The 19,482-nt window shown below is 68.5% G+C and carries 24 protein-coding genes and 2 tRNA genes; 15 read left to right on the forward strand and 11 right to left on the reverse strand.

Annotated elements, in window-relative coordinates:
• Nucleotides 1-321 precede the first annotated feature (321 nt).
• Entirely contained in the window at nucleotides 322-1,593 is a 1,272-nt protein-coding gene (locus AVZ66_RS10805; RefSeq protein WP_058984704.1) for a KaiC domain-containing protein, read from the reverse strand.
• A gap of 118 nt (nucleotides 1,594-1,711) precedes the next feature.
• On the opposite strand from AVZ66_RS10805, the gene AVZ66_RS10810 reads away from it, so the two are divergent.
• Together AVZ66_RS10810 and mptA are read left to right on the forward strand one after the other, a co-directional pair.
• Nucleotides 1,712-2,539 (forward strand): NAD(+)/NADH kinase, encoded by an 828-nt coding sequence (locus AVZ66_RS10810; RefSeq protein ID WP_058984091.1) that lies wholly within the window; start codon nucleotides 1,712-1,714, stop codon nucleotides 2,537-2,539.
• A 69-nt stretch (nucleotides 2,540-2,608) separates the two neighbouring features.
• A complete protein-coding gene (mptA, locus tag AVZ66_RS10815) occupies nucleotides 2,609-3,535 on the forward strand; it encodes a GTP cyclohydrolase MptA (protein WP_058984092.1) in 927 nt (308 codons plus the stop codon).
• A 29-nt stretch (nucleotides 3,536-3,564) separates the two neighbouring features.
• On the opposite strand, the gene AVZ66_RS10820 is transcribed toward mptA, so the two are convergent.
• Both AVZ66_RS10820 and AVZ66_RS10825 read right to left on the reverse strand, forming a co-directional pair.
• On the reverse strand, nucleotides 3,565-4,365 hold the full coding sequence (locus AVZ66_RS10820) for a TrmB family transcriptional regulator (RefSeq protein ID WP_058984093.1): 801 nt from the start codon (nucleotides 4,363-4,365) through the stop codon (nucleotides 3,565-3,567).
• A gap of 245 nt (nucleotides 4,366-4,610) precedes the next feature.
• Complete coding sequence (locus AVZ66_RS10825; RefSeq protein ID WP_058984094.1) at nucleotides 4,611-6,233, reverse strand: DUF255 domain-containing protein; 1,623 nt, start codon at nucleotides 6,231-6,233, stop codon at nucleotides 4,611-4,613.
• A 99-nt stretch (nucleotides 6,234-6,332) separates the two neighbouring features.
• Here AVZ66_RS10825 and AVZ66_RS10830 point away from each other — a divergent pair, with 99 nt between their 5' ends.
• From AVZ66_RS10830 to AVZ66_RS10850, 5 genes are all read left to right on the forward strand, one after another.
• Complete coding sequence (locus AVZ66_RS10830) at nucleotides 6,333-6,935, forward strand: FxsA family protein (protein ID WP_058984095.1); 603 nt, start codon at nucleotides 6,333-6,335, stop codon at nucleotides 6,933-6,935.
• A 66-nt stretch (nucleotides 6,936-7,001) separates the two neighbouring features.
• Nucleotides 7,002-7,075, forward strand: a tRNA-Ile gene (locus AVZ66_RS10835).
• Between the two features lie 82 nt (nucleotides 7,076-7,157).
• Entirely contained in the window at nucleotides 7,158-7,460 is a 303-nt protein-coding gene (locus AVZ66_RS10840) for a hypothetical protein (protein ID WP_058984096.1), read from the forward strand.
• A gap of 316 nt (nucleotides 7,461-7,776) precedes the next feature.
• On the forward strand, nucleotides 7,777-7,983 hold the full coding sequence (locus tag AVZ66_RS10845) for a hypothetical protein (RefSeq protein WP_058984097.1): 207 nt from the start codon (nucleotides 7,777-7,779) through the stop codon (nucleotides 7,981-7,983).
• A 30-nt stretch (nucleotides 7,984-8,013) separates the two neighbouring features.
• Complete coding sequence (locus tag AVZ66_RS10850) at nucleotides 8,014-8,280, forward strand: hypothetical protein (protein ID WP_058984098.1); 267 nt, start codon at nucleotides 8,014-8,016, stop codon at nucleotides 8,278-8,280.
• Nucleotides 8,281-8,356: 76 nt separating this feature from the next.
• Here the strand turns inward: AVZ66_RS10850 and AVZ66_RS10855 are convergent, their stop codons facing one another.
• A complete protein-coding gene (locus AVZ66_RS10855; RefSeq protein ID WP_058984099.1) occupies nucleotides 8,357-9,454 on the reverse strand; it encodes an Lrp/AsnC family transcriptional regulator in 1,098 nt (365 codons plus the stop codon).
• Nucleotides 9,455-9,562: 108 nt separating this feature from the next.
• On the opposite strand from AVZ66_RS10855, the gene AVZ66_RS10860 reads away from it, so the two are divergent.
• Nucleotides 9,563-10,621: an anthranilate phosphoribosyltransferase gene (locus AVZ66_RS10860; protein ID WP_058984100.1), complete on the forward strand. Its 1,059-nt coding sequence runs from the start codon at nucleotides 9,563-9,565 to the stop codon at nucleotides 10,619-10,621.
• A gap of 48 nt (nucleotides 10,622-10,669) precedes the next feature.
• Entirely contained in the window at nucleotides 10,670-11,212 is a 543-nt protein-coding gene (locus AVZ66_RS10865; RefSeq protein ID WP_058984101.1) for a peptidylprolyl isomerase, read from the forward strand.
• A 6-nt stretch (nucleotides 11,213-11,218) separates the two neighbouring features.
• Here AVZ66_RS10865 and AVZ66_RS10870 read toward each other — a convergent pair whose 3' ends face one another.
• A complete protein-coding gene (locus tag AVZ66_RS10870; protein ID WP_058984102.1) occupies nucleotides 11,219-12,832 on the reverse strand; it encodes a methyl-accepting chemotaxis protein in 1,614 nt (537 codons plus the stop codon).
• Between the two features lie 175 nt (nucleotides 12,833-13,007).
• On the opposite strand from AVZ66_RS10870, the gene AVZ66_RS10875 reads away from it, so the two are divergent.
• From AVZ66_RS10875 to AVZ66_RS10885, 3 genes are all read left to right on the forward strand, one after another.
• The gene (locus tag AVZ66_RS10875) at nucleotides 13,008-14,048 is read left to right on the forward strand and encodes a HAMP domain-containing sensor histidine kinase (protein WP_197407759.1); all 1,041 of its coding nucleotides are present in this window, start codon (nucleotides 13,008-13,010) and stop codon (nucleotides 14,046-14,048) included.
• Between the two features lie 52 nt (nucleotides 14,049-14,100).
• Complete coding sequence (locus AVZ66_RS10880; protein ID WP_058984103.1) at nucleotides 14,101-14,433, forward strand: hypothetical protein; 333 nt, start codon at nucleotides 14,101-14,103, stop codon at nucleotides 14,431-14,433.
• 40 nt (nucleotides 14,434-14,473) lie between these two features.
• Nucleotides 14,474-14,556 (forward strand) — tRNA-Leu (locus AVZ66_RS10885).
• A 212-nt stretch (nucleotides 14,557-14,768) separates the two neighbouring features.
• Here AVZ66_RS10885 and AVZ66_RS10890 read toward each other — a convergent pair.
• A complete protein-coding gene (locus AVZ66_RS10890) occupies nucleotides 14,769-15,128 on the reverse strand; it encodes a CrcB family protein (RefSeq protein ID WP_058984104.1) in 360 nt (119 codons plus the stop codon).
• Nucleotides 15,125-15,505: a CrcB family protein gene (locus AVZ66_RS10895; protein WP_058984105.1), complete on the reverse strand. Its 381-nt coding sequence runs from the start codon at nucleotides 15,503-15,505 to the stop codon at nucleotides 15,125-15,127. Before AVZ66_RS10895 ends, AVZ66_RS10890 begins: the two co-directional genes overlap by 4 nt.
• Before the next feature lie 101 nt (nucleotides 15,506-15,606).
• On the opposite strand from AVZ66_RS10895, the gene AVZ66_RS10900 reads away from it, so the two are divergent.
• Nucleotides 15,607-16,080: a DUF5813 family protein gene (locus AVZ66_RS10900; RefSeq protein ID WP_058984106.1), complete on the forward strand. Its 474-nt coding sequence runs from the start codon at nucleotides 15,607-15,609 to the stop codon at nucleotides 16,078-16,080.
• 381 nt (nucleotides 16,081-16,461) lie between these two features.
• Here the strand turns inward: AVZ66_RS10900 and AVZ66_RS10905 are convergent, their stop codons facing one another.
• Nucleotides 16,462-16,689, reverse strand: coding sequence for an Lrp/AsnC family transcriptional regulator (locus AVZ66_RS10905; protein WP_058984107.1), 228 nt, complete (start codon nucleotides 16,687-16,689; stop codon nucleotides 16,462-16,464).
• Nucleotides 16,690-17,370: a TrkA family potassium uptake protein gene (locus AVZ66_RS10910; RefSeq protein ID WP_058984108.1), complete on the reverse strand. Its 681-nt coding sequence runs from the start codon at nucleotides 17,368-17,370 to the stop codon at nucleotides 16,690-16,692.
• An 88-nt stretch (nucleotides 17,371-17,458) separates the two neighbouring features.
• Between AVZ66_RS10910 and AVZ66_RS10915 the strand changes: the two genes are divergently transcribed.
• A complete protein-coding gene (locus AVZ66_RS10915) occupies nucleotides 17,459-17,695 on the forward strand; it encodes an Lrp/AsnC family transcriptional regulator (RefSeq protein WP_058984109.1) in 237 nt (78 codons plus the stop codon).
• Here AVZ66_RS10915 and pdhA read toward each other — a convergent pair whose 3' ends face one another.
• The gene (pdhA, locus tag AVZ66_RS10920) at nucleotides 17,696-18,742 is read right to left on the reverse strand and encodes a pyruvate dehydrogenase (acetyl-transferring) E1 component subunit alpha (RefSeq protein ID WP_058984110.1); all 1,047 of its coding nucleotides are present in this window, start codon (nucleotides 18,740-18,742) and stop codon (nucleotides 17,696-17,698) included.
• A gap of 64 nt (nucleotides 18,743-18,806) precedes the next feature.
• Between pdhA and AVZ66_RS10925 the strand changes: the two genes are divergently transcribed.
• Nucleotides 18,807-19,121, forward strand: a complete 315-nt coding sequence (locus AVZ66_RS10925; RefSeq protein ID WP_058984111.1) for a hypothetical protein — start codon at nucleotides 18,807-18,809, stop codon at nucleotides 19,119-19,121.
• Here the strand turns inward: AVZ66_RS10925 and AVZ66_RS10930 are convergent.
• On the reverse strand, nucleotides 19,110-19,481 hold the full coding sequence (locus tag AVZ66_RS10930; RefSeq protein ID WP_058984112.1) for a hypothetical protein: 372 nt from the start codon (nucleotides 19,479-19,481) through the stop codon (nucleotides 19,110-19,112). The two genes, AVZ66_RS10925 and AVZ66_RS10930, sit on opposite strands and share 12 nt — an antisense overlap.
• Nucleotide 19,482: the final 1 nt, after the last annotated feature.

Here is a 19,482-nt window from a genome sequence, read left to right on the forward strand (position 1 = left end):
GCTGTCGTGTATCTCTTGCGAACAGGCGGCGCGAACGTCCACAGGCCGGTGTGCCGCACTCCCGCCTCGACCGACCTGCGCTGGGTTCAGGTCACGCCCGGGGTTGGTCCCGCTCTCCTACTTGAACCTACGCAGCCGGTAGCGACCAGCATCCGCGAGTGAGCGGTCCGAAGGACCCGAACGAAGCGGTTCACCGCGAGCCGGAGGCTCGCGGGCCGACGACTGAGGGGAGTGAGCGTAGCGAACGAACCGAAGGAGGAGTGCTTTTGGTGTCGGTTTTGCCGAGGGCCGCCGTAGGCGGCCCGCAGCGCAAAAGCGCCCTCAGAAGATATTCGCTTGCCGGTAGACGGAGATACCTTGATGGGTAATCTCGTAGGGCTTAGTCTCCCGTGAGTGGTTGGCGTCCCGAATCTTCTGTATTTCGACGGCGAGGCGGGTCTCCCGGAAGTCCTCCGGGCGGATGTAGCGGAGGACGACGACGGCGTCCGTGAGGTATTCGATGATGCCGTGGCGGGAGGCGAAGGCGTTGTCTTCGTTGGCTTCGCTGGTGAGCATGGTGGTGACGCCGGCGTCCTTGAGCGCTTTCGTGAAGTCGTAGATTTCGGTGCGGCGAACGGACTGGTCGTCGTACATCATCTCCAGCAGGGAGACGGAGTCGAGGACGAGTCGGCTGGCGCCGAACTCCTCGATGAGGGTCGGAAGTTCGTTGCGGATGCTCGTGAGGGAGTTGGCCATCTCGATGGGGTCGATGTCGATGACCGCGAGGTTGCCTTCCTCGGTGTGGCGGTCGAACTCCCAGCCTTTCTCGGTGGCGCTCTGGACGACGCGCTGGCGGGACTCTTCGAGCGTGATGTAGACGGCCCGTTCGCCGTTCCGGATGGCTTCGTGGAGGAACTGGAGGCCGAACGTGGTCTTCCCGGTCCCGGCGCCGCCGATGGCGACGATGAGCGAGCGCTCGGGGACGCCGCCCTGCACCATCTCGTCGAGTCCCTCGATGCCGAAGTCGATGCGCGGGATGTCGGACTCGTATTCTTCGTCCTCCTCGAAGCCGCCCGAACCGCCGGCGCCGACGTCGCCGTCGAGGTCGAACCCGAAGTCGTCCTCGCCGCCGGGCGCCGCGCCGGCGCCGCCACCGCCGCCGCCACCGCCGAACGCCGCCGCGAAGTCGTCCTCGAAGAGGTCGTCGTCATCACCGCCGCCGTCGAAGTCACCGCCGCCACCGCCTCCGCCGAACGCCGCCGCGAAGTCGTCGACGTCGCCGTCGCCGGTGTCGGGCGCGGATATATCGGTGTCGCCGAAACTCGGTGGCTCCTCAGCATCGGGTCCGTCGGGTGATTCCCCGGCGGGACCCGTCGGCGGCGTGTCGGTGTCCGAGTCGCCCACGTCGTCCGAGTCAGCGCTAGCATCGAAGTCGGACTCCTGTTCGCCGTCCGACGCCAACTCGTCGTCCTCGGCGTCGGGGCTGTCCGGTTCAGAGTCGTCCACAGATTCGTCGGCTGCGTCGCTGTCGGACGCCTGCTGGTCGTCCGGAGCGTCCTCGTCGTCCCGGAACGCGCTCTCGAACCAGTCGTCGTCCTCCTCGTCAGCCACGATGACGCCTCCGTACCGCGGCGCACTGCGCCGTCGGCTCCATGTCCGGGTGGTCGGGACACAGCGAAAAGTAGTTTCCGCCGCCCGCGGGTTTTTCAAGTGCGGCACCCCGAGTGAGCGTATGCGCGTTGGAATCGTCGCACAGCGGGGGAACTCGCGGGCCGCGTATCTCGCTGCGGACGTCCGCGAGATGCTCACCGGCGAGGACGTGGCGGTGTGGCTGGACACGGCGACGGCGGACGCTCTGGACGGCGGCGGCCACGAGGTCGCGGAGTTCGACGCCTGCGACCTCGTGGTGAGCATCGGCGGGGACGGCACGTTCCTGTTCGCGGCGCGGGGCGCGGGGTCGACGCCGGTCCTCGGCGTGAACCTCGGTGAGGTCGGCTTCCTGAACGCAGTCGCGCCCGAGGACGCCGTCTCGGCAGTCCGCCGCGAGGTCGAGCGCTACCGGGAGACCGGGGAGGTGCGCCACCGCGAGGTGCCGCGGGCGGCGGCGTCGGGGGAGCGCGAGTGGTCGCTGACGCCCGCGCTCAACGAGGTCGTGATTCAGGGCGACCAGCGCGGGCACGGCCACGGCATCGACCTCGAGGTGCGCGTGGACGGGTCGCTGTTCGAGGCGACGCACGCCGACGGCGTCCTGATTGCGACACCCACCGGGAGCACGGCGTACAACCTCAGCGAGGGCGGCCCGCTCGTGCAACCGACCGTGGACGCGTTCGTCGTCAACGGGATGTGTTCGAGCGAGCCGATGCCGCCGCTGTTGACGCCGGCCGGCGGCGAAGTGACCGTTCGTGTCGACGGCCCGGAGTACGCCGTCGTCTCCAGCGACGGGTCGAACCGCCAGCGCGTGAAGACGCCGGAGGTCGTCACCGTCAAGGCAGCGGACGAACCGGCGCGCGTCGCGGGCCCGGACTCTGATTTCTTCCAAGCGCTGAACAAACTGAAGTAGCCGCTGGCGAACGAGAGGGGGTCGCCGGAACGGAAAGGGTTAGTGAGCTACCAGCCCAACCACGGGGTAATGAGCCAGCAGCTGCCGGACGTACAGGCGACGGAGCCGGAGGTTGCAGTCGGGTTGAGTCAGGTCGGCGTGACAGGCGTCGAGAAACTCGTGAAGATCGCCCGCGAGGACAAGCGCCCCATCGTGTTGACCGCGGAGTTCGAGGTGTACGTCGACCTCCCGCAGGGCCGGAAGGGAATCGACATGAGTCGGAACATGGAGGTCATCGACGAGACGCTCGAAGACGCCGTCTCCGAGCCCGTCTACCGCGTCGAGGAGATGTGCGGGGAGACCGCCGAGCGCCTCCTCGAGAAACACGAGTACACGACGACGGCGACCGTCGAGATGGAGGCCGAGTTGATGATTCGCGACGAGACGCCCGCCAGCGAGCGCGAGACGCAGGGAACCGTCGACATCATCGCCTCGGCGACCGCCGAGGAGGGCGAGCCGACCCGGGAGGAAATCGGCGCGCGCGTCGTCGGCATGACCGTCTGTCCGTGCAGCCAGCAGATGATGAGCCAGCACGCCCGCGAGAAGCTCGCCGACCTCGGCGTCGGCGAGGACTCCGTCCGGGAGTTCCTGCAGGAGGTGCCACAGGCGGGTCACAGCCAGCGCGGGCACGCGACGCTCACCGTCGAGACCTCCGGCGACCCGGACGTCGACCTGATGGAACTCGTGGAGGTCGCGCGCGACTCGATGAGCGCGCGCATCTACAACCTCGCGAAGCGCCCGGACGAGGACCACATGACGTACGCCGCCCACGCGAACGCGAAGTTCGTGGAGGACTGCGTGCGCTCGATGGCCGAGGGCGTCGTCGCGGAGTTCGACTTCGACGACGACGCCGTGGTGACGATGAAGCAGTCCAACGACGAGTCCATCCACCAGCACAACGCTCACGCCGAGCGCATCGCGGAGTTCGGAACGCTAGCGGAAGAAGTCGACGCGTAGCGCGACGGAACTATTTCTCGGGTCGTTCGTCAGTCCAGCGTCGCGGCGTCGGTCCACGTCTCCGCAAACACCTCGAAAACATCCGCGGCGAACGTCGAGTCGTGGAGGTCTATCATCGCGAACGACTCGTCGGGCTCGACCGGGTTGGTGACTTCCAGACAGACCTCGGCGTCGTCGACGATGGTGACGTTACCCTCGACCGTGGGGCCGATGCGGACCTCGTAGTCGGGGTGTTCGGCGAGCACGGCGACGTAGCGCTCGTTGACCTCGTCGGGGATGTTCGAGGACAGCTCTTGGGAGATGAGCACGGAGACGTCGACGCCCCGTTCGAGCGCGTCTTCGAGGTGGTCGACGATGCGGCTGGTGGTGTCCGCGACCTCGAAGCTCGTGGACTCGAAGCCCGCGACCAGTCGGACCGAGTCGTCGGCGGCGTCGATGCGTTCGAGCAGGAGGTCCAAGGAGCCCTCGGGGCCGAGTGCGGCTGTCCAGAAGCCCTCCTCGGGTTCGGAGGGCGTCCGCAGGTCGGCTTCGAGTTCGTCGACGACGGCCTCGTACTGGTCGGCTTTCTCGCGGAGTTCGCGCTTGCGGTCCTCCAGCAGGCGGTCGAGGGCGGTCTCGGGCTCGACGGCGACGTACTTCTTCGGGCGGCTTGCGGCCTGACTGCGCACGAGGTGCTGTGACTCGATGCTCCCGAGCACGTCGTAGATGCGGCCCATCGGCACGCCGCTCTCCGCGGACAACTCCTTGGCGGTTGCCGGCCCCGTTTGGAGGAGCGCGCGGTACGCGCTCGCTTCGTACTCCGAGAGGCCGAGGTCCCTCAAGTCAGCCATTTCGTTCCCGCTTGCGGGCCCGCCGTCAAAAACGCACCGACGGTTTACAGTCGCGTCAGCGGGGTCACTCCGTCCGCTCGGGTGGTTCGGGCGGCCGCGCCTCGATGTACGGGAGGTCGTCCAGCAGTTCGTCGAGGTCGACCGTGGCGTCGGATTGCTCGCGGGCCATCACCACCGGATACGGCGCGAACCGCCTTGAAACCCGATTTAGAGAGGGCTGTTCGGTGTCCGTGGGCTCCCGAGTGCTATTGAGCGTCCGCGACGAGGTCCGCGAGCGCCTCCGGGGAGTCGACGGCGTCGGTGGTGCCGTCGGAGTCGACGAGCCACGCGGTCCCCGACTCGCCGTCGGCGTTCGGGACGACGACCTTCTCGTGGTCGGCCATGCGGAGCGCGGCGCGGTGGAGATCGCTGCCGGCGTCGTCCGCAACTTCGACGACGAGCGGGCCGGCGACGACGCGGGACGCGGCAGTGCCGTACGCCGCGACCTGTGGCCCCATTCGCTCGGCGGCGCCCGCGAACGCGCCGACGGCGTCCGAGGCGGCCTCGTGGTAGCGCGACTCGCGCGTGAGGTAGTGGAGGTCGACGAGCGCGTCCGCCATCACCGCGGTGTCATCGATGGGGCGAAGCGGCTCGTCGAGCAAGCCCGCGCCCTCCAGCGGGCCATCGAGGAACGCGCCGGTCGCGTCCTGCAGGTCGTCGATAGTCGCGTCGGCAACGGTAACGGCGGTTTCGAGGTAGTCGCCGCCCAGCACTTGCGCGGCCGTCGCAAACGCCCGCACGACGCGAGCGCGGTCCGCGAGCAGGCCCGTCGGGGCGTCGGGGTCGTCGAAGTGCCGGACGGTCGCGCCGTCGACGAGCGTCTCCCGGAGGTAGTCGAGCGTGCGCTCGGCGTACCGGGTCGCGGTGTCGTCGTCCGTGTACGCCGCAAAGGAGAGCAGCGCGTCGGCGGTGAGCGCGTTCACGTCCGCGTACGCCGTCTCGTCGACAGGGGGTTCTGCCTTGCTCGCGCGGTCGTCGGCGTCCGCGTCGAAGTACTCACCGGCGGCCTGACTCCCGCCGAACGCCTCGCCCGTCCACAGCGTGCCCGTCGCGTAGTCGATGGTGTGCTCGGCGGGCTCGCGGTAGTCCTCGCTGCCCGTGTGGAGATACGCCGACGCGAACGCCCGCAGGAGGCTGGCGTTCTCCGCGAGCACCTTCTCGCGCTGGGCGTCCGACCAGTCCCGGCCGTGCGCGAACCGGAAGAAGCCGCCGTCCACGTCGTCCGAGAGGTTCCGGCGCACCGCGTCGAGCGTGCGCAGCGCCTGGTCGCGCTCGCGCTTGAGCGCGAACTCGATTGTCGAGGGCAGCGGGAACTTCTCGTCGGTCCCCCAGCCGCCGTGCTCGGTGTCGAACTGCTCGCCGAGTTGGCCCGCCAGCAGTCGCTCGATGTCGCCGTTCACCGGGCCGACCGGCGGCTCACCGCCGCGGAGCGCGCGCGGCTTGCTCCCCGCGTCCTCGCCCTTCTCGTCGTACGTCTCGCGGACGCGCTGGAGCACCTGCCGGAACCCCTCCGGTTCGAGGAACGTCGCGCCCGCGATGTGCTCGCCCTCGGGCGTCACGAACACCGTCGACGGGAACCCACCCATGTTGTACCGCTCCCGCACGCGCGGGTGCCGGTCGGCGTCCACGCGCACCGGCACAAAGTCGTCGTTGACGTTCGCCGCGATGCGCGGTTCCGCGTACGTCCGTTCGTCCATCTGCCGGCACCAGTCGCTCCACGACGCCACCAGCGACACCAGCAGCGGCACGTCGCGGTCGGCGGCCTCCGCGAACGCCTCGTCGCCCCACTCGCGCCACTCCACGCGCGTCACGTCAGCGGACTCGTCCATACGTTCGCTGGGCGGCGAACCCGGGAAACCGTTTCGACACGGGCGAACGCCGCCCCGCCCAACAGAAAGGCTATGAATCGCCGTCGGCTACCCCGGCGTATGCCCCGACTCCGGTGGCTGTTCCTCGCGCTGCTCGTGGTCCCGCTCGCGGACGCCCTCTTCTTGGTGTTCGTCGCGGGGCAAGTCGGCTGGCAGGTGACGGTCGCGCTCGTCGTCCTCACCGCCCTGCTCGGCACGCTGTTCGTGCGCGCGGAAGGCCGTCACACCCTGCAACGCATCCAGCGCTCGCTCGCGCAAGGGAAGACCCCGACAGACGAACTCGTGGACGGCGGCCTCCTCATCGCCGCCGGCGCATTCCTGCTCACGCCCGGCCTCCTGACGGACGCGCTCGGGTTCCTGCTCGTCTTCCCGCTGACTCGGTACCCGTTCCGCTACGCCGTCAAGGAGTGGGTCATCAAGCCCAAACTCGACCAGAAGACCGGCGGGTTCGCCACCGGCAACGTCTACACGTTCGGCTTCCCCGGCGGCAGCGACGACGGCGGCGCCGGCCCGTTCGCCGGCATGGGCGGCGGTGACGGCAGCGGCGGTAGCGGCCCGTTCGGCTCCAGCACCACGAGCAGCAGCGACGACGATACCATCGACCTCGACGAGGATTCCTACGACGTAGAATTCGAGGACGGCGACGACGCCGACACCCGGTAACGCACGACGGCGCGCTGTAGAAAGGAAACCCTTAATTGTACCAGCGGCAAACGTCGGGATGCGTTCGGGCCAGTAGCTCAATTAGGTAGAGCGCCACTCTGATAAGGTGGAAGCTTCCGGTTCAAATCCGGACTGGCCCACTCCAATTCCTCCGCGATTTCACCCGCGTAGGAGTCGCTGTTCTCCCGAACGGTTTTGCTTGCTCGCCGCCACTACCCATCCATGACCGACGACGTAACCGAGCTCGTGGACGACCTCCACGAGCGGGCGACGGCGCTGAGCGGCGACGACGCGGCGCTCGGCGAGCTGTTCACGCCGGCGTTCATGGGGCGGCACACGGACGCGGCGACGTTCCGGGGGTTCCTCGACGACAGCGAGTGGGAGGTGGCGACGCGGTCGGACTTCGCGGCCATCGACGAGGCGGCGTTCGACGAGTACGTGGCGGCGCGCACGTCGTTCCCGGACTGGGAGTCGATGCTGGGGCAGGCGAGCGAGGAGTGGATGGCGCGCCAACTCGTCGGGTAGGGCTTTTGCACGCGCTGCGACTGCGCGTCGCTTTGAGTAGGGATGGGCGGGTACGGGAAGGTGGGCGCCGACCCACCCCCGGTGCCCGTTGGTCCCTCCCCCCGCTGATCGCCGAGGCCGACTGCCCCCAACGCCCCACTTCGTTCCGGCCTCGGCGTCGCGGGTTTCAGTGTCCCCGCTGGCGCGTCGCGGCGCTCGCCGCAGCCAGCACATTCTCCGAGTGATACCGCGCGTAGCCAGTAGGCCGCGTGTAGATTGTAACGAGCGCGAGTCCGGAACCGGGGCTTTGACGCGGACGGAGCGCGAACGGACGCGTATGGATTCACGCGTGGCGCTCGGAGCCGTCATCGCCGCCGGAGTCGTGATTCCCGGCGTCGCGAACTACTTCCTGCATCAGGCCGGCTTCTCGACGGTCGGCGCGGTGGTGTGGGCCGTCGGCTACGCGTCGATGGCGCTAGTGGTGTGGTACGGGTGGATTCGCCCCCTCGACCTCACCGGTCCGGGCGGCGGAACGGAACCTTAAAGGGGATTTCGCGGCGAAATCCAGCCAGAAATGGCGTTCACACCGCTGCCCCTCGTCGACGACTTCCTCGTGAGCTACCACGTCGGGCACGCGCTGCTCGTCCTGTTCGCGCTGTCCATCGTCGGCACCATCCCACTCGGCTCCCGGAAGCTCGTGGCTCTGAACGCGACGCTGTTCGGCGTCGTCTTCTTCGTGACGCCCGGCTCGCAGCTCGGCGGCGACCCGTTCACGTACCGCTTCCTCGGCGTCGCGCTGCTCGTCATCGCGCCGGTGCTTTACACCACGGCGCGCGAGTAGCCGCGGCGCGGAGTCGTTACCGCATCGGCGTCGAACGCCACCCGAATTCTGCGTGCCGTCTCCCCGCGAGCAGCCGCTACTCGCCGACCAAGTCGTCGTAGCGCGCGCCCGTTTGCTTCAGCGTCTCCTCGGAGTAGAGTCGCTCGTGGTCGAACGGGAGGTGTTCGGCGGCGAGTTCGTCGATTTTCTCGTCGACGGCGTCGCTCTCGCGGCCGTGAATCATCGTGAAGAGGTTGTACGGCCAGTCCTGCTCGGGGCGGCGCGGCCGGTGGTAGCACAGCGTCACGTACGGAAGTTCGCCGACTTCGACGCCACGCTCGTCGAGTTCGTCGTCGGGGACGTCCCAGACGACCATGCAGTTGGCGTCGAAGCCGGTGACGACGTGGTTGACGACGCAGCCGACGCGCTTGATGCAGCCGTCCGCGAGCAAGCGCTCGGTGGCGTCGAGAACGTCCTCGACGGGCGCGCCGATGGCGTCCGCGATGTCCCGGTACGGCGTCGCTGACAGCGGGAAGCCGTCCTGTATCGCGAGCAGGAGGTCGGCGTCCAGCTGCGACAGGTCGCCGGCGGCGTCCTCGCTGATGCGGGTCGCGGAGACGTCCGTCCTGTCCAAGGATTCGCGCTGCTCGCGGCTCCCTTCGGTCTCCGCTCGCTCGTTCGGAGACTCGCGCTCCGCGCTCGTCTCCCGGGCGAACCGGTCGCCGTTGACCACGGGGAACTCCAGGTCGATGTAGTAGTCCGTGAGCATCGGGAGATTCAGCACCTGACAGCCCGTCTCCGCCTCGATGTCCGCGAGAATCTCGTCGCGCTTCTCGCGGCTGCCGGCGGTGACGACGAACCACTGGTTGTACTCGTGGGCGCGCCGGTAGTTGTGGTTGACCTGCTGGTAGCCGTTGATGACGTCCGCGATTTCGTCGTAGCGGTCGGCGGGCGCGCGCACCGCTGCGAGCGTCGACGACCCGACGACCGGCGGGTTCAGGACCGCGCCGAACCGCCGGAAGACGCCGTTCTCGTAGAGGCGCTCGACGCGTTCGAGCGCGTCCGCTTCCGTGATTCCGAGGTCGTCGGCGACGACTTCGAACGGGCGCTCCCGAATCGGGAACCCGCTCTGGTACTCGTCGATGAGGCGTGCGTCCACGTCGTCGACGCGTTCGCGCCAGTCGGCGGCAGCCATTAGGGGGTCGTTGGGACTGCGTCGGCTACTGTTTACCGGTTCCCGTCGGGCGAGAGTCTGCCAGTGAAACCGGGTGGATTTACGCCGGTGGAGATGCAACGAATTGCCATGAGCGATTCGTACGGCGAGTGGCCGTTGCAGCGCCTGATGACGGAAGTCGTCGGCTCCGGGCCGAAGTCCGCCGAGGACATGTCGCGCGCCCAGGCCGCGGAGGCGTTCGAGCGCATCCTCGATTTGAACCCCGACCAGACGACGCTGGGTGCGTTCTGGCTGGCGAACCGCTGGAAGCGCAACAACGGCGAAGAGCTCGGCGCGTACGTCGACGTGATGCGCCGGGAGAGCGTCGTCGCCGCCGAACCCGACGCCGACCCCGTGGACTGCGGCGCGAACTACGACGGGAAGGGCGACTCCGCGATTCTGGGCGTCGCCGCTGGCGTCGTCGCCGCGGCCGCCGGGACGCCCGTCGTCGTCCACTCCGGCGACCGCGTGCCGACGCAGAAGCAGGACGCCTACAAGCACGTCCTCGACGAACTCGGCGTGCGCACCGACCTCGAACCCGAGGAGTCCGCCGAAATGGTCGACGAGCACGGTTTCGGGTTCTACTACCAGCCGAACTTCAACCCCGTCGTGGACGCGCTGTGGGACCGCCGCGACCACGTGGGCGTACGGACGTTCGTCAACACCGTCGAGACGCTCGCGAACCCCGCGAACGCGGACGTCCACCTCGGCTCGTTCTACCACCTCGCGTTCGCGAAGAAGGTCGTCGAGACCGCGCGCGAGAGCGAGGAGGTCGGCTTCGACCGCGTGCTCATGTTCCAAGGGATGGAGGGATACGACGACGTTCGCCCCGGCTCCACGACGGTCGCGGAGTGGAGTGAGGGCGAGGACTTAGCGGATTTCACCATCGAGACCGACGACTACGGGATGGACATCGAGAGCGCGGACCTCGAAGTCGACAACGTCGCCAGAGAGTCCGCCGAAATCACGGCGGACGTGCTCGCGGGCGAGCGCCGCGACCAGTTCGCGGACGCCATCAAACTCAACGCGGCGCTGCGCATGTACGCCCGCGAGGACGCCGACTCCATCGACGAGGGCATCGAAGCCGCCGCCGACGTCATCGCCAGCGGGCGCGCGGAGAGCCTGCTCGCGGACCTCTGCTCGTTCTAGTCGTTCCGAGTAGGTAGCGTTATCCGAGTTCGTCGCCTCTTCTCGGGTATGACCAAGAAGGCGACCCTCCACACGAGCGAGGGCGACATCGAGGTCGAGCTGTACGACGAGAAAGCGCCGACGACGGTCGAGAACTTCGTCAAGCTCGCGAAGGACGACCCCGCCGCCGGCGCCGACCCCGCACCCGACACGAAGACGTGGGAGGACCCCGAGAGCGGCGAAGTCCGGGGCGACTCGCTGTACCGCGACGTCGCGTTCCACCGCGTCATCGAGGGCTTCATGATTCAGGGCGGCGACCCGACCGAGTCCGGTCGCGGCGGCCCCGGCTACGAGTTCGCCGACGAGTTCCACGACGACCTCCGACACGACGGCCCCGGCGTCCTCTCGATGGCGAACTCCGGCCCGGACACGAACGGCAGCCAGTTCTTCATCACCCTGGACGCCCAGCCCCACCTCGACGACCGCCACGCGGTCTTCGGGAAGGTCACGGACGGCATGGACGTCGTCGAGGCAATCGGCAACGTCGACACCGACCGCAACGACCAGCCGAAGCGCGAAGTCGTCCTCGAATCCGTCGAGATTCACGACTGACCCGGGTCAGTCGCCGCGAACGCGAACGAACGGCGGGCTCGACTGGGCGTCGGCCCGGCGGATAGTGCCGTCGTCGCTCGTCGGTGTCCGGCGGCGTTCGACCGCGAGGCCGTCGGCGTCCCGGGCGACCGCGACCACTTGGTCGGCAGCGCCCGCGTAGAACGCCGCGAGCGTCTCCGGGACGATGTCGCTGACGACGTTGAGGACGGTATCTCGGGCGTCGAAGACGCCGTCGTCGTTCTCGTAGCGGGCGGCCCGGGCGTCCGCCTCGCCGAGTATCTCCACTTCGCCCGCGATGTTCCCAACGACCAGCAGCGGCGCGTCGCGGCGCGCGGCCGTCGTCTCATTCGCGGCGGCCAGCGACGACGCCCGGAGGTCGAAGACGTTCCGGTCGTCGGGCCAGCCGCCGAACGGGTCGAGGACGAACAGCCGGTCGTCGTCGAGGGCGTCCGCCAGCGAGTCGTCGGCGGCCGCGAACGCGTTCGCGAGCGTACCGCGGTCGAGCGTCGGCGGCGGCGTCAGCGACACCGCCGTCCCGGAGGTCGCGGCCGTCGCGACGACTTGAGCGAGTAGGCCGTCGACCGCGTCGGCGCCCGCGTCGTACCGGAGCACTGCCTGCCCGCCGACGACGAGACCGCCACCGAGGAGGTCGTCCAACCCGGGAACGCCCGTGTCGAGCGTGGGTGCGTCGGCCAGCCGCCTACGGCGGTCGGCGTCGGCGGCGGTGAGCACGCCCTCGACCTCCCCGAGCATCGCGGTCTGCTCGGAGCGCGCGTCGCGGATGGCGGCGACGTCGTCGTCGATGGCGGTCGCGCGCTCGGCGAGCGTCTCGCAGCGCTCCGCGACGGCTTCCGTGGTCTGGGCTTGGTCGTCGGTCGCCGTGGACACCGACGAGATGCCGGCTGCGGTCTCCTCGACGGTCTCCGCCACCGCGTCGAGGCTCGCCATGGCGTCGGCGGTCTGGTCTGCGCCGCGCTCGATTTCGTCGGCGGCCTCGTCGAGTTGGGCGACGGTCTCCTCGGTGGCCGCCCGGACCGCGTCGAGGGCGTCCTCGATGTCGTCCGCCTGCTCCTGTGACTCGGCCGCCAGCTCCTTGATTTCGTCCGCGACGACGGCGAACCCGTCGTTGTCGCCGTCCGTGCGCGCGGCCTCGATAGACGCGTTCAGCGCGAGCATGTTCGTCTGGTCGGCGATGCGGTCGATGCCGGCGAGCGCGTCCGCGATGCGGTCGATGCGGTCGCGGAGCGCGTCCACCTCCGCGACGACGTCCTCGCTCACCTCGCGGACGTCTTCCATGGTGTCGATGGCGTCCCGGGCGGCGTCGCGGCCGTCGGCGGTCTCGGCAGCCGCGCGCTCGCTCTGCTCGCTGACCTCCGTCGCGGTCGCCGCAATCTCCTGAATAGTCGCGGACAGCGACCCGACCTCGTCGACGACCCACTCGGCGTCCGCGACCTGTTCGCTGGTCCGGTCGTCGATGGCGGCGAGCTGGTCGTCGACGGTCGTCGATGCGGCGTGGACGACGTCGAGGGCTCCGCGGGCGTTGGCGAGCGACCGGTCCTCGGTCACCGCGGCGGCCTCGGCGTCGGATTCATCTGCCGGCGTGGGCTGGTCAGAACTCATACAGTTCCCCCGTCGCCGCGAGCGCGCGAGCCGACGCTCGCGGGCCGGGTTGTGGTGGTTGGTAACACGGCATCGTTGGAGCAGTCCCTCGTCGCCGGAGAAAACAATTCCCATTCGGACAATATATGCTAATACACACATCTTTCGTGCAGGTTTCACCAAGTATTCGAGACAATTGCCGAGATGCGCAGACGTTTATCGCACCTTCGTCGAAAATAGAGGTAGACAATCGTGGACGAACACATCGAGCCGGCCGGCGCGGACGCCGCGAGCCGGTACGCCCACCTCATCGAACACATCCAGGACGCCGTCGTCGAGTTCGAACTCGTCGACGGCGACCCCGTCGTCCGCCGCGTCAACGAGGCAGTGGCTCCGCGAGGAAGCGCGAGCGCTGGACGAACGCACGTTCTCCGGGGAGATAAACTACCAGCGCGTCCGCCGCGAGACCGCCTGCGGGCTGCGGGAGTTCCTCTACCGCGGCATCCCGTACGTCGGAGACGGCGCGACCACAGACGGGTTCGCCGTCTACACCGACCTGACGGACATCACGCGGACCGAACGCCGACTGGAAGTGATGAACCGGGTGCTCCAGCACAACCTCCGGAACAAGGCCAACATCGTCCTCGCGTACACGACCGAACTGCTCGCGGAGTTCGACGAACAACACGCCCGCCGCACCGAAGCCGCCGCCCGCATCGAGGGCGCTGCCCGCGACCTCGAAACGCTGACCGAGGAGGCTGCGGACATCAACGCCGTCCTGAAGTCCACCGCGGACGACCGGACGACAGACTGCGTGCCCCTGATTCGCGACGTCGTCGAAGAACACCGCGGGAACTGGCCGGCGGCGAGCGTCGAGACCGATCTCCCCGGGTCGCTGGTCGTGCGCGCCAACCGCCGGCTCCAGTTCGCCGTCGACGCGCTCGTCGAGAACGCACTCGAACACAACCCCAGCGACGAACCCCGCGTCCGCGTGCGCGCCGCGCCCGACGACTCCGACGGCTGGGCGACCATCCGCGTCGACGACGACGGCCCGCCGATTCCCGACGACGAACGCGACGTCGTCACCGGCGACGGCGACATCACCGCCACCCACCACGGCAGCGGCCTCGGTCTCTGGCTCGTCAAGTGGACGACCGAACTGTTCGGCGGCGAACTCACGTTCGCGACCAGCGACCTCGGCGGCAACAGCGTCCGCCTCCGGCTTCCCAGGGCGTGACCGCGCACGGCCACCGACAAAACCAAACAGGCCGCCCACCGATATATCACCAATGAGCGACACCGTCGACCCCAGCGACATCGGCGAATCCGACGCGCCGCCAGTCGAGGAGAAGCCCTACAAGCTCGTCTTCGAGGCGAACAAGTGCTTCGGCGCGGGCAAGTGCGCGGAAGTCTCCGCGAACTGGGAGATGAGCCTCGCGTCCGGAATGGGCGACCCCGTCTCGTACTTCTTCGACGAGGACGACCTCGACCACAACGTCGCCGCCGCCGACGCCTGCCCCGCGAAGAAAGGCGACGGCGTCATCCACGTCGTCGACCGCCGCACCGACGAGGAGATAGCCCCCGACCCCCACGGCGACGGCACGCTCTCCGTCGACTGGTAGGACCGTAACGGACTTCTCCCCGCGGCCGCCACGACGTAATGCGAGGGTGGCCGAGCGGCCAAAGGCGGCGGGCTTAAGACCCGCTCCCGTAGGGGTACGTGGGTTCGAATCCCACTCCTCGCACTCGGACCTTTTGCTGCGCTCGTTCGCTTCGCTCGCTCGCTGGCAAAAGCTACGCTAAAAGCACTCCTCCCTCCCGCCGCGCCCTCCGGGCGCGTTAGTCGGTCGTCGGCCCGCGCTCCCTGCGGTCGCGCGGTGAATCGCGGACCTTCCGGGTCCTTCGGACCGCTCGGTCCGCGAATGCTAGCTGAGGGTCTAAACTCAGTAGCTTCGAGCTACCCAATCAGCAGCCACGCTAATCCAATCGCCACGCCAGCGCCGACCAGATTTCCGAGCGCGTGGAACGCGGCCGCGCCGAATCGCTCGTTCTCCACGAGGGCGACGACGTCCACGCTGAACGAGGAGAACGTGGTGAACGCCCCGCAGGCACCCGTGCCGAACAGCAGCATCGCGTCGTCGCCGGCGCCGGCGAACGTGAGCGCGGCGAGCGCGAACGTGCCGAGCACGTTCACGAGGAGCGTGCTCGTCGGGTATCCGTCGGTCTGGACGGTTTCCCCGAGCGCGTACCGGAGCGTCGCGCCGAGCGCGCCACCGACGCCGACGAGAATCTGAGGGAGGAGCGGGAGAGCCGTCACGAGCCACCTCCGTAGCGTCCGACGAGCGCGCGCCCGACGACGACGCCGAGGAAGCCGAGCAGGTAGTTCGCGGCGACGTTCGCGACCATCAGTTCCGGCGAGACGCCGGCCGTCTGGACGGCGAACGTGCTGTACGTCGTCAGCGAGGAGAGGAGTCCGGTGCCGAGGAGTCGCCGCGCACGCTCGCCGAGGGCGTCGCTGTCGGCGGCCGCGTAGACGAGCACCCCGAGCGCGAGGCTACCCGCTGCGTTCACGAGGAGCGTGCCGGGAAGGCCGGGCGCGAGCAGCGAAACCGCGTACCGGATATTCGCGCCCGCGAACCCGCCGGCGGCGACGAGCGCGAACACGGCCACTGTGGAACGGTAGTTGGGGCGCATCGGTTCGCGGGAGTCGCCGGAACGTGCGCGCCAGCGCTACTTACGGGCGTCGAAGTCCCGGAGCGCAACACCCAACTGCGAGCGCCGCCTCCGAACGAGTAATGAGTGACATCGAGCAGGAGTTCGCCGACCACGGCCGACTCACTCGGTCGGACGGCGAGTTCGTCCCGACGACGAACGACTGGGACGCCACGGTCACGGTCCCGGACGACACGGTCGAAATCACGGTCGTCGTGCCGACACTGGACGCCGCGACGAACGACGAAGTGGCGGACGTCGTCGAGGACGGCTGGTACGACACGTTCGAGCGCCGCGTCGTCGACGCCGACAGCGTCACGCTCGCCAACGACGTCGACGTCGAGTCAGTCTCCCGCGAGGGCGGCGACATCACCGTCGAAATCACGTTCGCTCCCCGCACCGGGAAGGCGGCCGACGACGCGCTCGCGCTCGTCAACTACGTCGAGGGCACGTGGTTCCAGGGCGTCATCCCCGGCTACGACTACGTCGAGACGGTCGAGCAGATGCGCCAGCAGGCCGCGCAGAACGCGCAGAACGCCGAAGGAACACCGCTATAAGTCGCAGCCTGAAGCTTCGTTCTTTCAGCGACCAATCTTCCGACACAAGCATCCGCGAGCGAGTGGTCCAACGGACCCGAGACTGAGCAGACCGGAGGTCTGCTTGTCCCTCGTTCGCTTCGCTCACGAGGACGAAGCGGTTCACTCGCGGCGAAGCCGCGAGGCCGACGAGCGACTAACGCGAACGAAGTGAGCGGCAGTCACGTGAGTGAAGCGAACGTGACCTCGGTAGAGCGGAGCTCTACCGGCAGGAGCGAGGAGTGCTTTTAGCGTAGCTTTTGCCAGCCGAGCGAGACCGGAGGTCTCGCTGGCCGTGCGAACGGGCGCTCCGCGCCCGTGAGCAGAGAGCGCGCCGCAGGCGCGCGACCGCAGCAAAAGGTACTACATCGAAATGTACGTCTCGGTGTCTTCGACGCCGTCGATGTGCTGTATTTCGTCGGCGGCGATAGCTTTGACGTCGCCGGGTTCGTCGACGTCGAGTTTGGCGATGACGTCGACGTCGCCGGCGACGACGTGGGCGTCGACGACGCCGTCGATGCTGGCGATAGCACCGAGGAGGCGGTCGGCTTCGCCGGTGTTGGCTTTCACGAGGACGTAGGCGGTCACCATCTACACCACCTCCGTGGGGGCGTCGGTGTCCCCGACGAGTATTTGGCGGACGTCGTCGAGCGCGTCGAACTCCGCGAGGACGGCGATGCGGTCGCCGACTTCGAGGGTGTCGTCGGGGAGCGGGAGGCCGAGCGCGCCGTCGTTCTTCCCGAACGCGAGCAGGCGGGCGCGAGAGGGGAGTTCGAGTTCGCTGAGCGTGTAGCCCTGCATGGGGGCGTCTTCGGTGACGGCGAACTGCACGATCTGGAGGTTCTCGGCGAGGTCGGCGATGGCGGTGACGTTGCCGCCGAGGAGCGCGTTCTTCGCGCCGATGGCGCCGAGGCGTTCGGGGTAGACGATTTCGTCGACTTCCTCGGCGTACTTGCGGTAGATGTTCTCGCGGTAGTCCTCGTCGATGCGCATGACGGTGCGGCAGCCGTGGTGTTTGGCGACCATGCAGGCGACGAAGTTGGTGTTGAGGTCGCCCGTGAGCGCGCCGAGCGCGTCCGCGTCGTCGACGCCGGCGCGTTCGAGGGGGTCCTCGTCGGCGCCGTCGCCTTCGACGACGTCGAAGCCTTCGTCGCTGGCGCGTTCGGCTTTGTCGTAGTCGTTCTCGACGACGGTGACCTCGTGGCCCTCGTTGTGGGTGATTCGGGCGGTTCGGAGGCCGACGCGCCCGGCGCCGACGATGAGGACGTGCATACGCGAGGTAACGCGGGGGAGCGACAAATAGGTTTGTGCTGCGTTACCACGCAACAACCCTTTTGGTGGCGCCCGCCGAACGGAGCGTATGGTTCACGCGTTCATCATGGTGAAAACCGGCGCGGGCACGGCCGCCGACGCCCGCGACAGCGTCGCCGACATCGACGGCGTCGTCGCGTGTCACGTTGTCGCGGGTAAGTACGACGTCATCGCGGAGGTCGACGGCGGGGAGATGCAGGACGTCCTCGACACCGTGTCGAACCGAATCGGGACTGTCGCGGGCGTGACCGAGACGAAGACGTACGTCTCGCTGGCGGCCGCCTGATTAGAACTCCTGTTCCTGCGGGTCGTGGGTTTCGAGGTACGACTCCAGCCACGCCTTCTGGTCGTCGATGCGGGGCGTGCGCTCGGCGTACACGTAGTCGAAGACCTCGTCCATGTCGGGCGCGCCGACCGCCTCGGCGTCGTCGATGGCAGCGTCGAGTTCGGCTTCGGCCTCGCTCCAGCAGTCGGCGACGAACTCGTCGTCGACGACGCCGTGTTCGCGGAGGTACGCCTCGTAGCGCTCCAGCGGGTCCGCGGTGCGCCACTCCGGCAACGCTTCCTCGTCGGGCCGGTAGCGCTCGGGGTCGTCGCTGGTGGTGTGGGCGCCCTGTCGATACGTGAGGCTCTCGACGAGCACGGGTTCGCCCGCGCGGGCGTCGTCGAGCGCGTCTCGCACTGTCTCGTAGACGGCGACGGGGTCGTTACCGTCGACCTGCACGCCCTCGAAGCCGTACGCCTCGGCTTTCACGGCGATGGAGTCGCTGGCGGTCTGCCGCTCGCGGGGCAAGGAGATGGCCCAGTTGTTGTTCTCGCAGAAGAAGACGACGGGCGCGTCGAAGACGCCCGCGAAGTTCATCGCCTCGTGGAAGTCGCCCTCGCTGGTCGCGCCGTCCCCGAAGTACGCGACGACGGCGTCCTCGTCGCCGGTGTAGTTCATCGCCATCCCCGCGCCGACGGCGTGGGGGAGTTGGCTGGCGATGGGGACCGCCTGCGGGAAGTTGTCGACGTCGTGGTCGGAGTGGAACTCCGCGAACCCGCGGCGGAAGAGGAGAATGTCGCTTGCGGGGACGCCGCGCGCCAACTGCATCGCGTTCGAGCGGTACGTCGGGAACAGCCAGTCGTCGTCGCTCATCGCGTGTGCGGCGCCGACCTGCGAGCCCTCCTGCCCGCTGAACGGCGGGTAGCCGGGCATCCAGCCGCGGCGCTGGAGGGAGAGCGCGCGCTCGTCGAACTCCCGAGCGAGAACCACGTCACGGAACAGCTCTCGGGCGGTCGCCTCGTCGACGGCCGTCTCCGCGAGGGGGCGCTCCCCGATAGCGCGGTGCATACCTGAGAGTTCCCGCACAGTCACTTACCGATAGCGAAAAGCACGCCGAGCACCAACGTCGGGTATGGTCTCGGTCGTCACCGCCGCGGGCGTCGGCGTCATCGTGCTCGTGCACACCGCGATTGCCGCCGTAGGCGCGCGCTACTTCCGCATCACCCTGAAGACGCGCTGGGGGTCGGTGCTGTACACTGCCATCCTGATTCCGCTCGTCTACGTGGCCACGACACTCGCGCTCGGCGTGCTCGGACTCGGCGCGGGCGCGTTCGAGGACCCCGGACAGCTCATCGTCGTGACGTGGGCGTTCCCGTTCTTCCTCGGGTGGTCTATCGACCTGTTCTGGATTCCCGCCCCCGAGGAGTTCGAGGACTCACCGGAGTAAGCGAACGACGAACAGCGCGGTCAGCGTCGGGATGGCGGTGAGTTCGCCCAGTCCCGCCAGCGCCGCGACGGCTTCCCACACGTACACTGTTCCGAGCGTCCCGAACGCCGTCGCAGCGACGAGCGCGCCGCCGACGATTCTGACGGCTGCGACGGCGCCGCTATCCACCGTGAGCGCGAGCGCGGCGTCGGCGGCGTCGAACAACAGCAGCACGGCGAGAACAGTACGCGGGGACGCCCGCGGGTCGGGGCCGTCGCCGGGCGCGGGCCACAGGATGCGGAAGTTCTCCGGGAACAGGGACGGCAAGCGAATCGGCGGCAGTTTCAGGGAGAACCCGCTGTCGTCGCGGTCGTCGGGCATT

Origin of the sequence: Halobacterium sp. CBA1132 (assembly GCF_001485535.1) — an archaeon.
Taxonomy (GTDB): Archaea; Halobacteriota; Halobacteria; order Halobacteriales; family Halobacteriaceae; genus Halobacterium.

What these genes read in the sequence shown, in the direction of transcription:
- AVZ66_RS10810 (WP_058984091.1), top strand. Translation starts at nt 1,712, where the DNA reads ATGCGCGTTGGAATCGTCGCACAGCGGGGGAACTCGCGGGCCGCGTAT.
- mptA (WP_058984092.1), top strand. Translation starts at nt 2,609, where the DNA reads ATGAGCCAGCAGCTGCCGGACGTACAGGCGACGGAGCCGGAGGTTGCA.
- AVZ66_RS10820 (WP_058984093.1), bottom strand. Translation starts at nt 4,365, where the DNA reads ATGGCTGACTTGAGGGACCTCGGCCTCTCGGAGTACGAAGCGAGCGCG.
- AVZ66_RS10825 (WP_058984094.1), bottom strand. Translation starts at nt 6,233, where the DNA reads ATGGACGAGTCCGCTGACGTGACGCGCGTGGAGTGGCGCGAGTGGGGC.
- AVZ66_RS10830 (WP_058984095.1), top strand. Translation starts at nt 6,333, where the DNA reads ATGCCCCGACTCCGGTGGCTGTTCCTCGCGCTGCTCGTGGTCCCGCTC.
- AVZ66_RS10840 (WP_058984096.1), top strand. Translation starts at nt 7,158, where the DNA reads ATGACCGACGACGTAACCGAGCTCGTGGACGACCTCCACGAGCGGGCG.
- AVZ66_RS10845 (WP_058984097.1), top strand. Translation starts at nt 7,777, where the DNA reads ATGGATTCACGCGTGGCGCTCGGAGCCGTCATCGCCGCCGGAGTCGTG.
- AVZ66_RS10850 (WP_058984098.1), top strand. Translation starts at nt 8,014, where the DNA reads ATGGCGTTCACACCGCTGCCCCTCGTCGACGACTTCCTCGTGAGCTAC.
- AVZ66_RS10855 (WP_058984099.1), bottom strand. Translation starts at nt 9,454, where the DNA reads ATGGCTGCCGCCGACTGGCGCGAACGCGTCGACGACGTGGACGCACGC.
- AVZ66_RS10860 (WP_058984100.1), top strand. Translation starts at nt 9,563, where the DNA reads ATGAGCGATTCGTACGGCGAGTGGCCGTTGCAGCGCCTGATGACGGAA.
- AVZ66_RS10865 (WP_058984101.1), top strand. Translation starts at nt 10,670, where the DNA reads ATGACCAAGAAGGCGACCCTCCACACGAGCGAGGGCGACATCGAGGTC.
- AVZ66_RS10870 (WP_058984102.1), bottom strand. Translation starts at nt 12,832, where the DNA reads ATGAGTTCTGACCAGCCCACGCCGGCAGATGAATCCGACGCCGAGGCC.
- AVZ66_RS10880 (WP_058984103.1), top strand. Translation starts at nt 14,101, where the DNA reads ATGAGCGACACCGTCGACCCCAGCGACATCGGCGAATCCGACGCGCCG.
- AVZ66_RS10895 (WP_058984105.1), bottom strand. Translation starts at nt 15,505, where the DNA reads ATGCGCCCCAACTACCGTTCCACAGTGGCCGTGTTCGCGCTCGTCGCC.
- AVZ66_RS10900 (WP_058984106.1), top strand. Translation starts at nt 15,607, where the DNA reads ATGAGTGACATCGAGCAGGAGTTCGCCGACCACGGCCGACTCACTCGG.
- AVZ66_RS10905 (WP_058984107.1), bottom strand. Translation starts at nt 16,689, where the DNA reads ATGGTGACCGCCTACGTCCTCGTGAAAGCCAACACCGGCGAAGCCGAC.
- AVZ66_RS10910 (WP_058984108.1), bottom strand. Translation starts at nt 17,370, where the DNA reads ATGCACGTCCTCATCGTCGGCGCCGGGCGCGTCGGCCTCCGAACCGCC.
- AVZ66_RS10915 (WP_058984109.1), top strand. Translation starts at nt 17,459, where the DNA reads ATGGTTCACGCGTTCATCATGGTGAAAACCGGCGCGGGCACGGCCGCC.
- pdhA (WP_058984110.1), bottom strand. Translation starts at nt 18,742, where the DNA reads ATGCACCGCGCTATCGGGGAGCGCCCCCTCGCGGAGACGGCCGTCGAC.
- AVZ66_RS10925 (WP_058984111.1), top strand. Translation starts at nt 18,807, where the DNA reads ATGGTCTCGGTCGTCACCGCCGCGGGCGTCGGCGTCATCGTGCTCGTG.
- AVZ66_RS10930 (WP_058984112.1), bottom strand. Translation starts at nt 19,481, where the DNA reads ATGCCCGACGACCGCGACGACAGCGGGTTCTCCCTGAAACTGCCGCCG.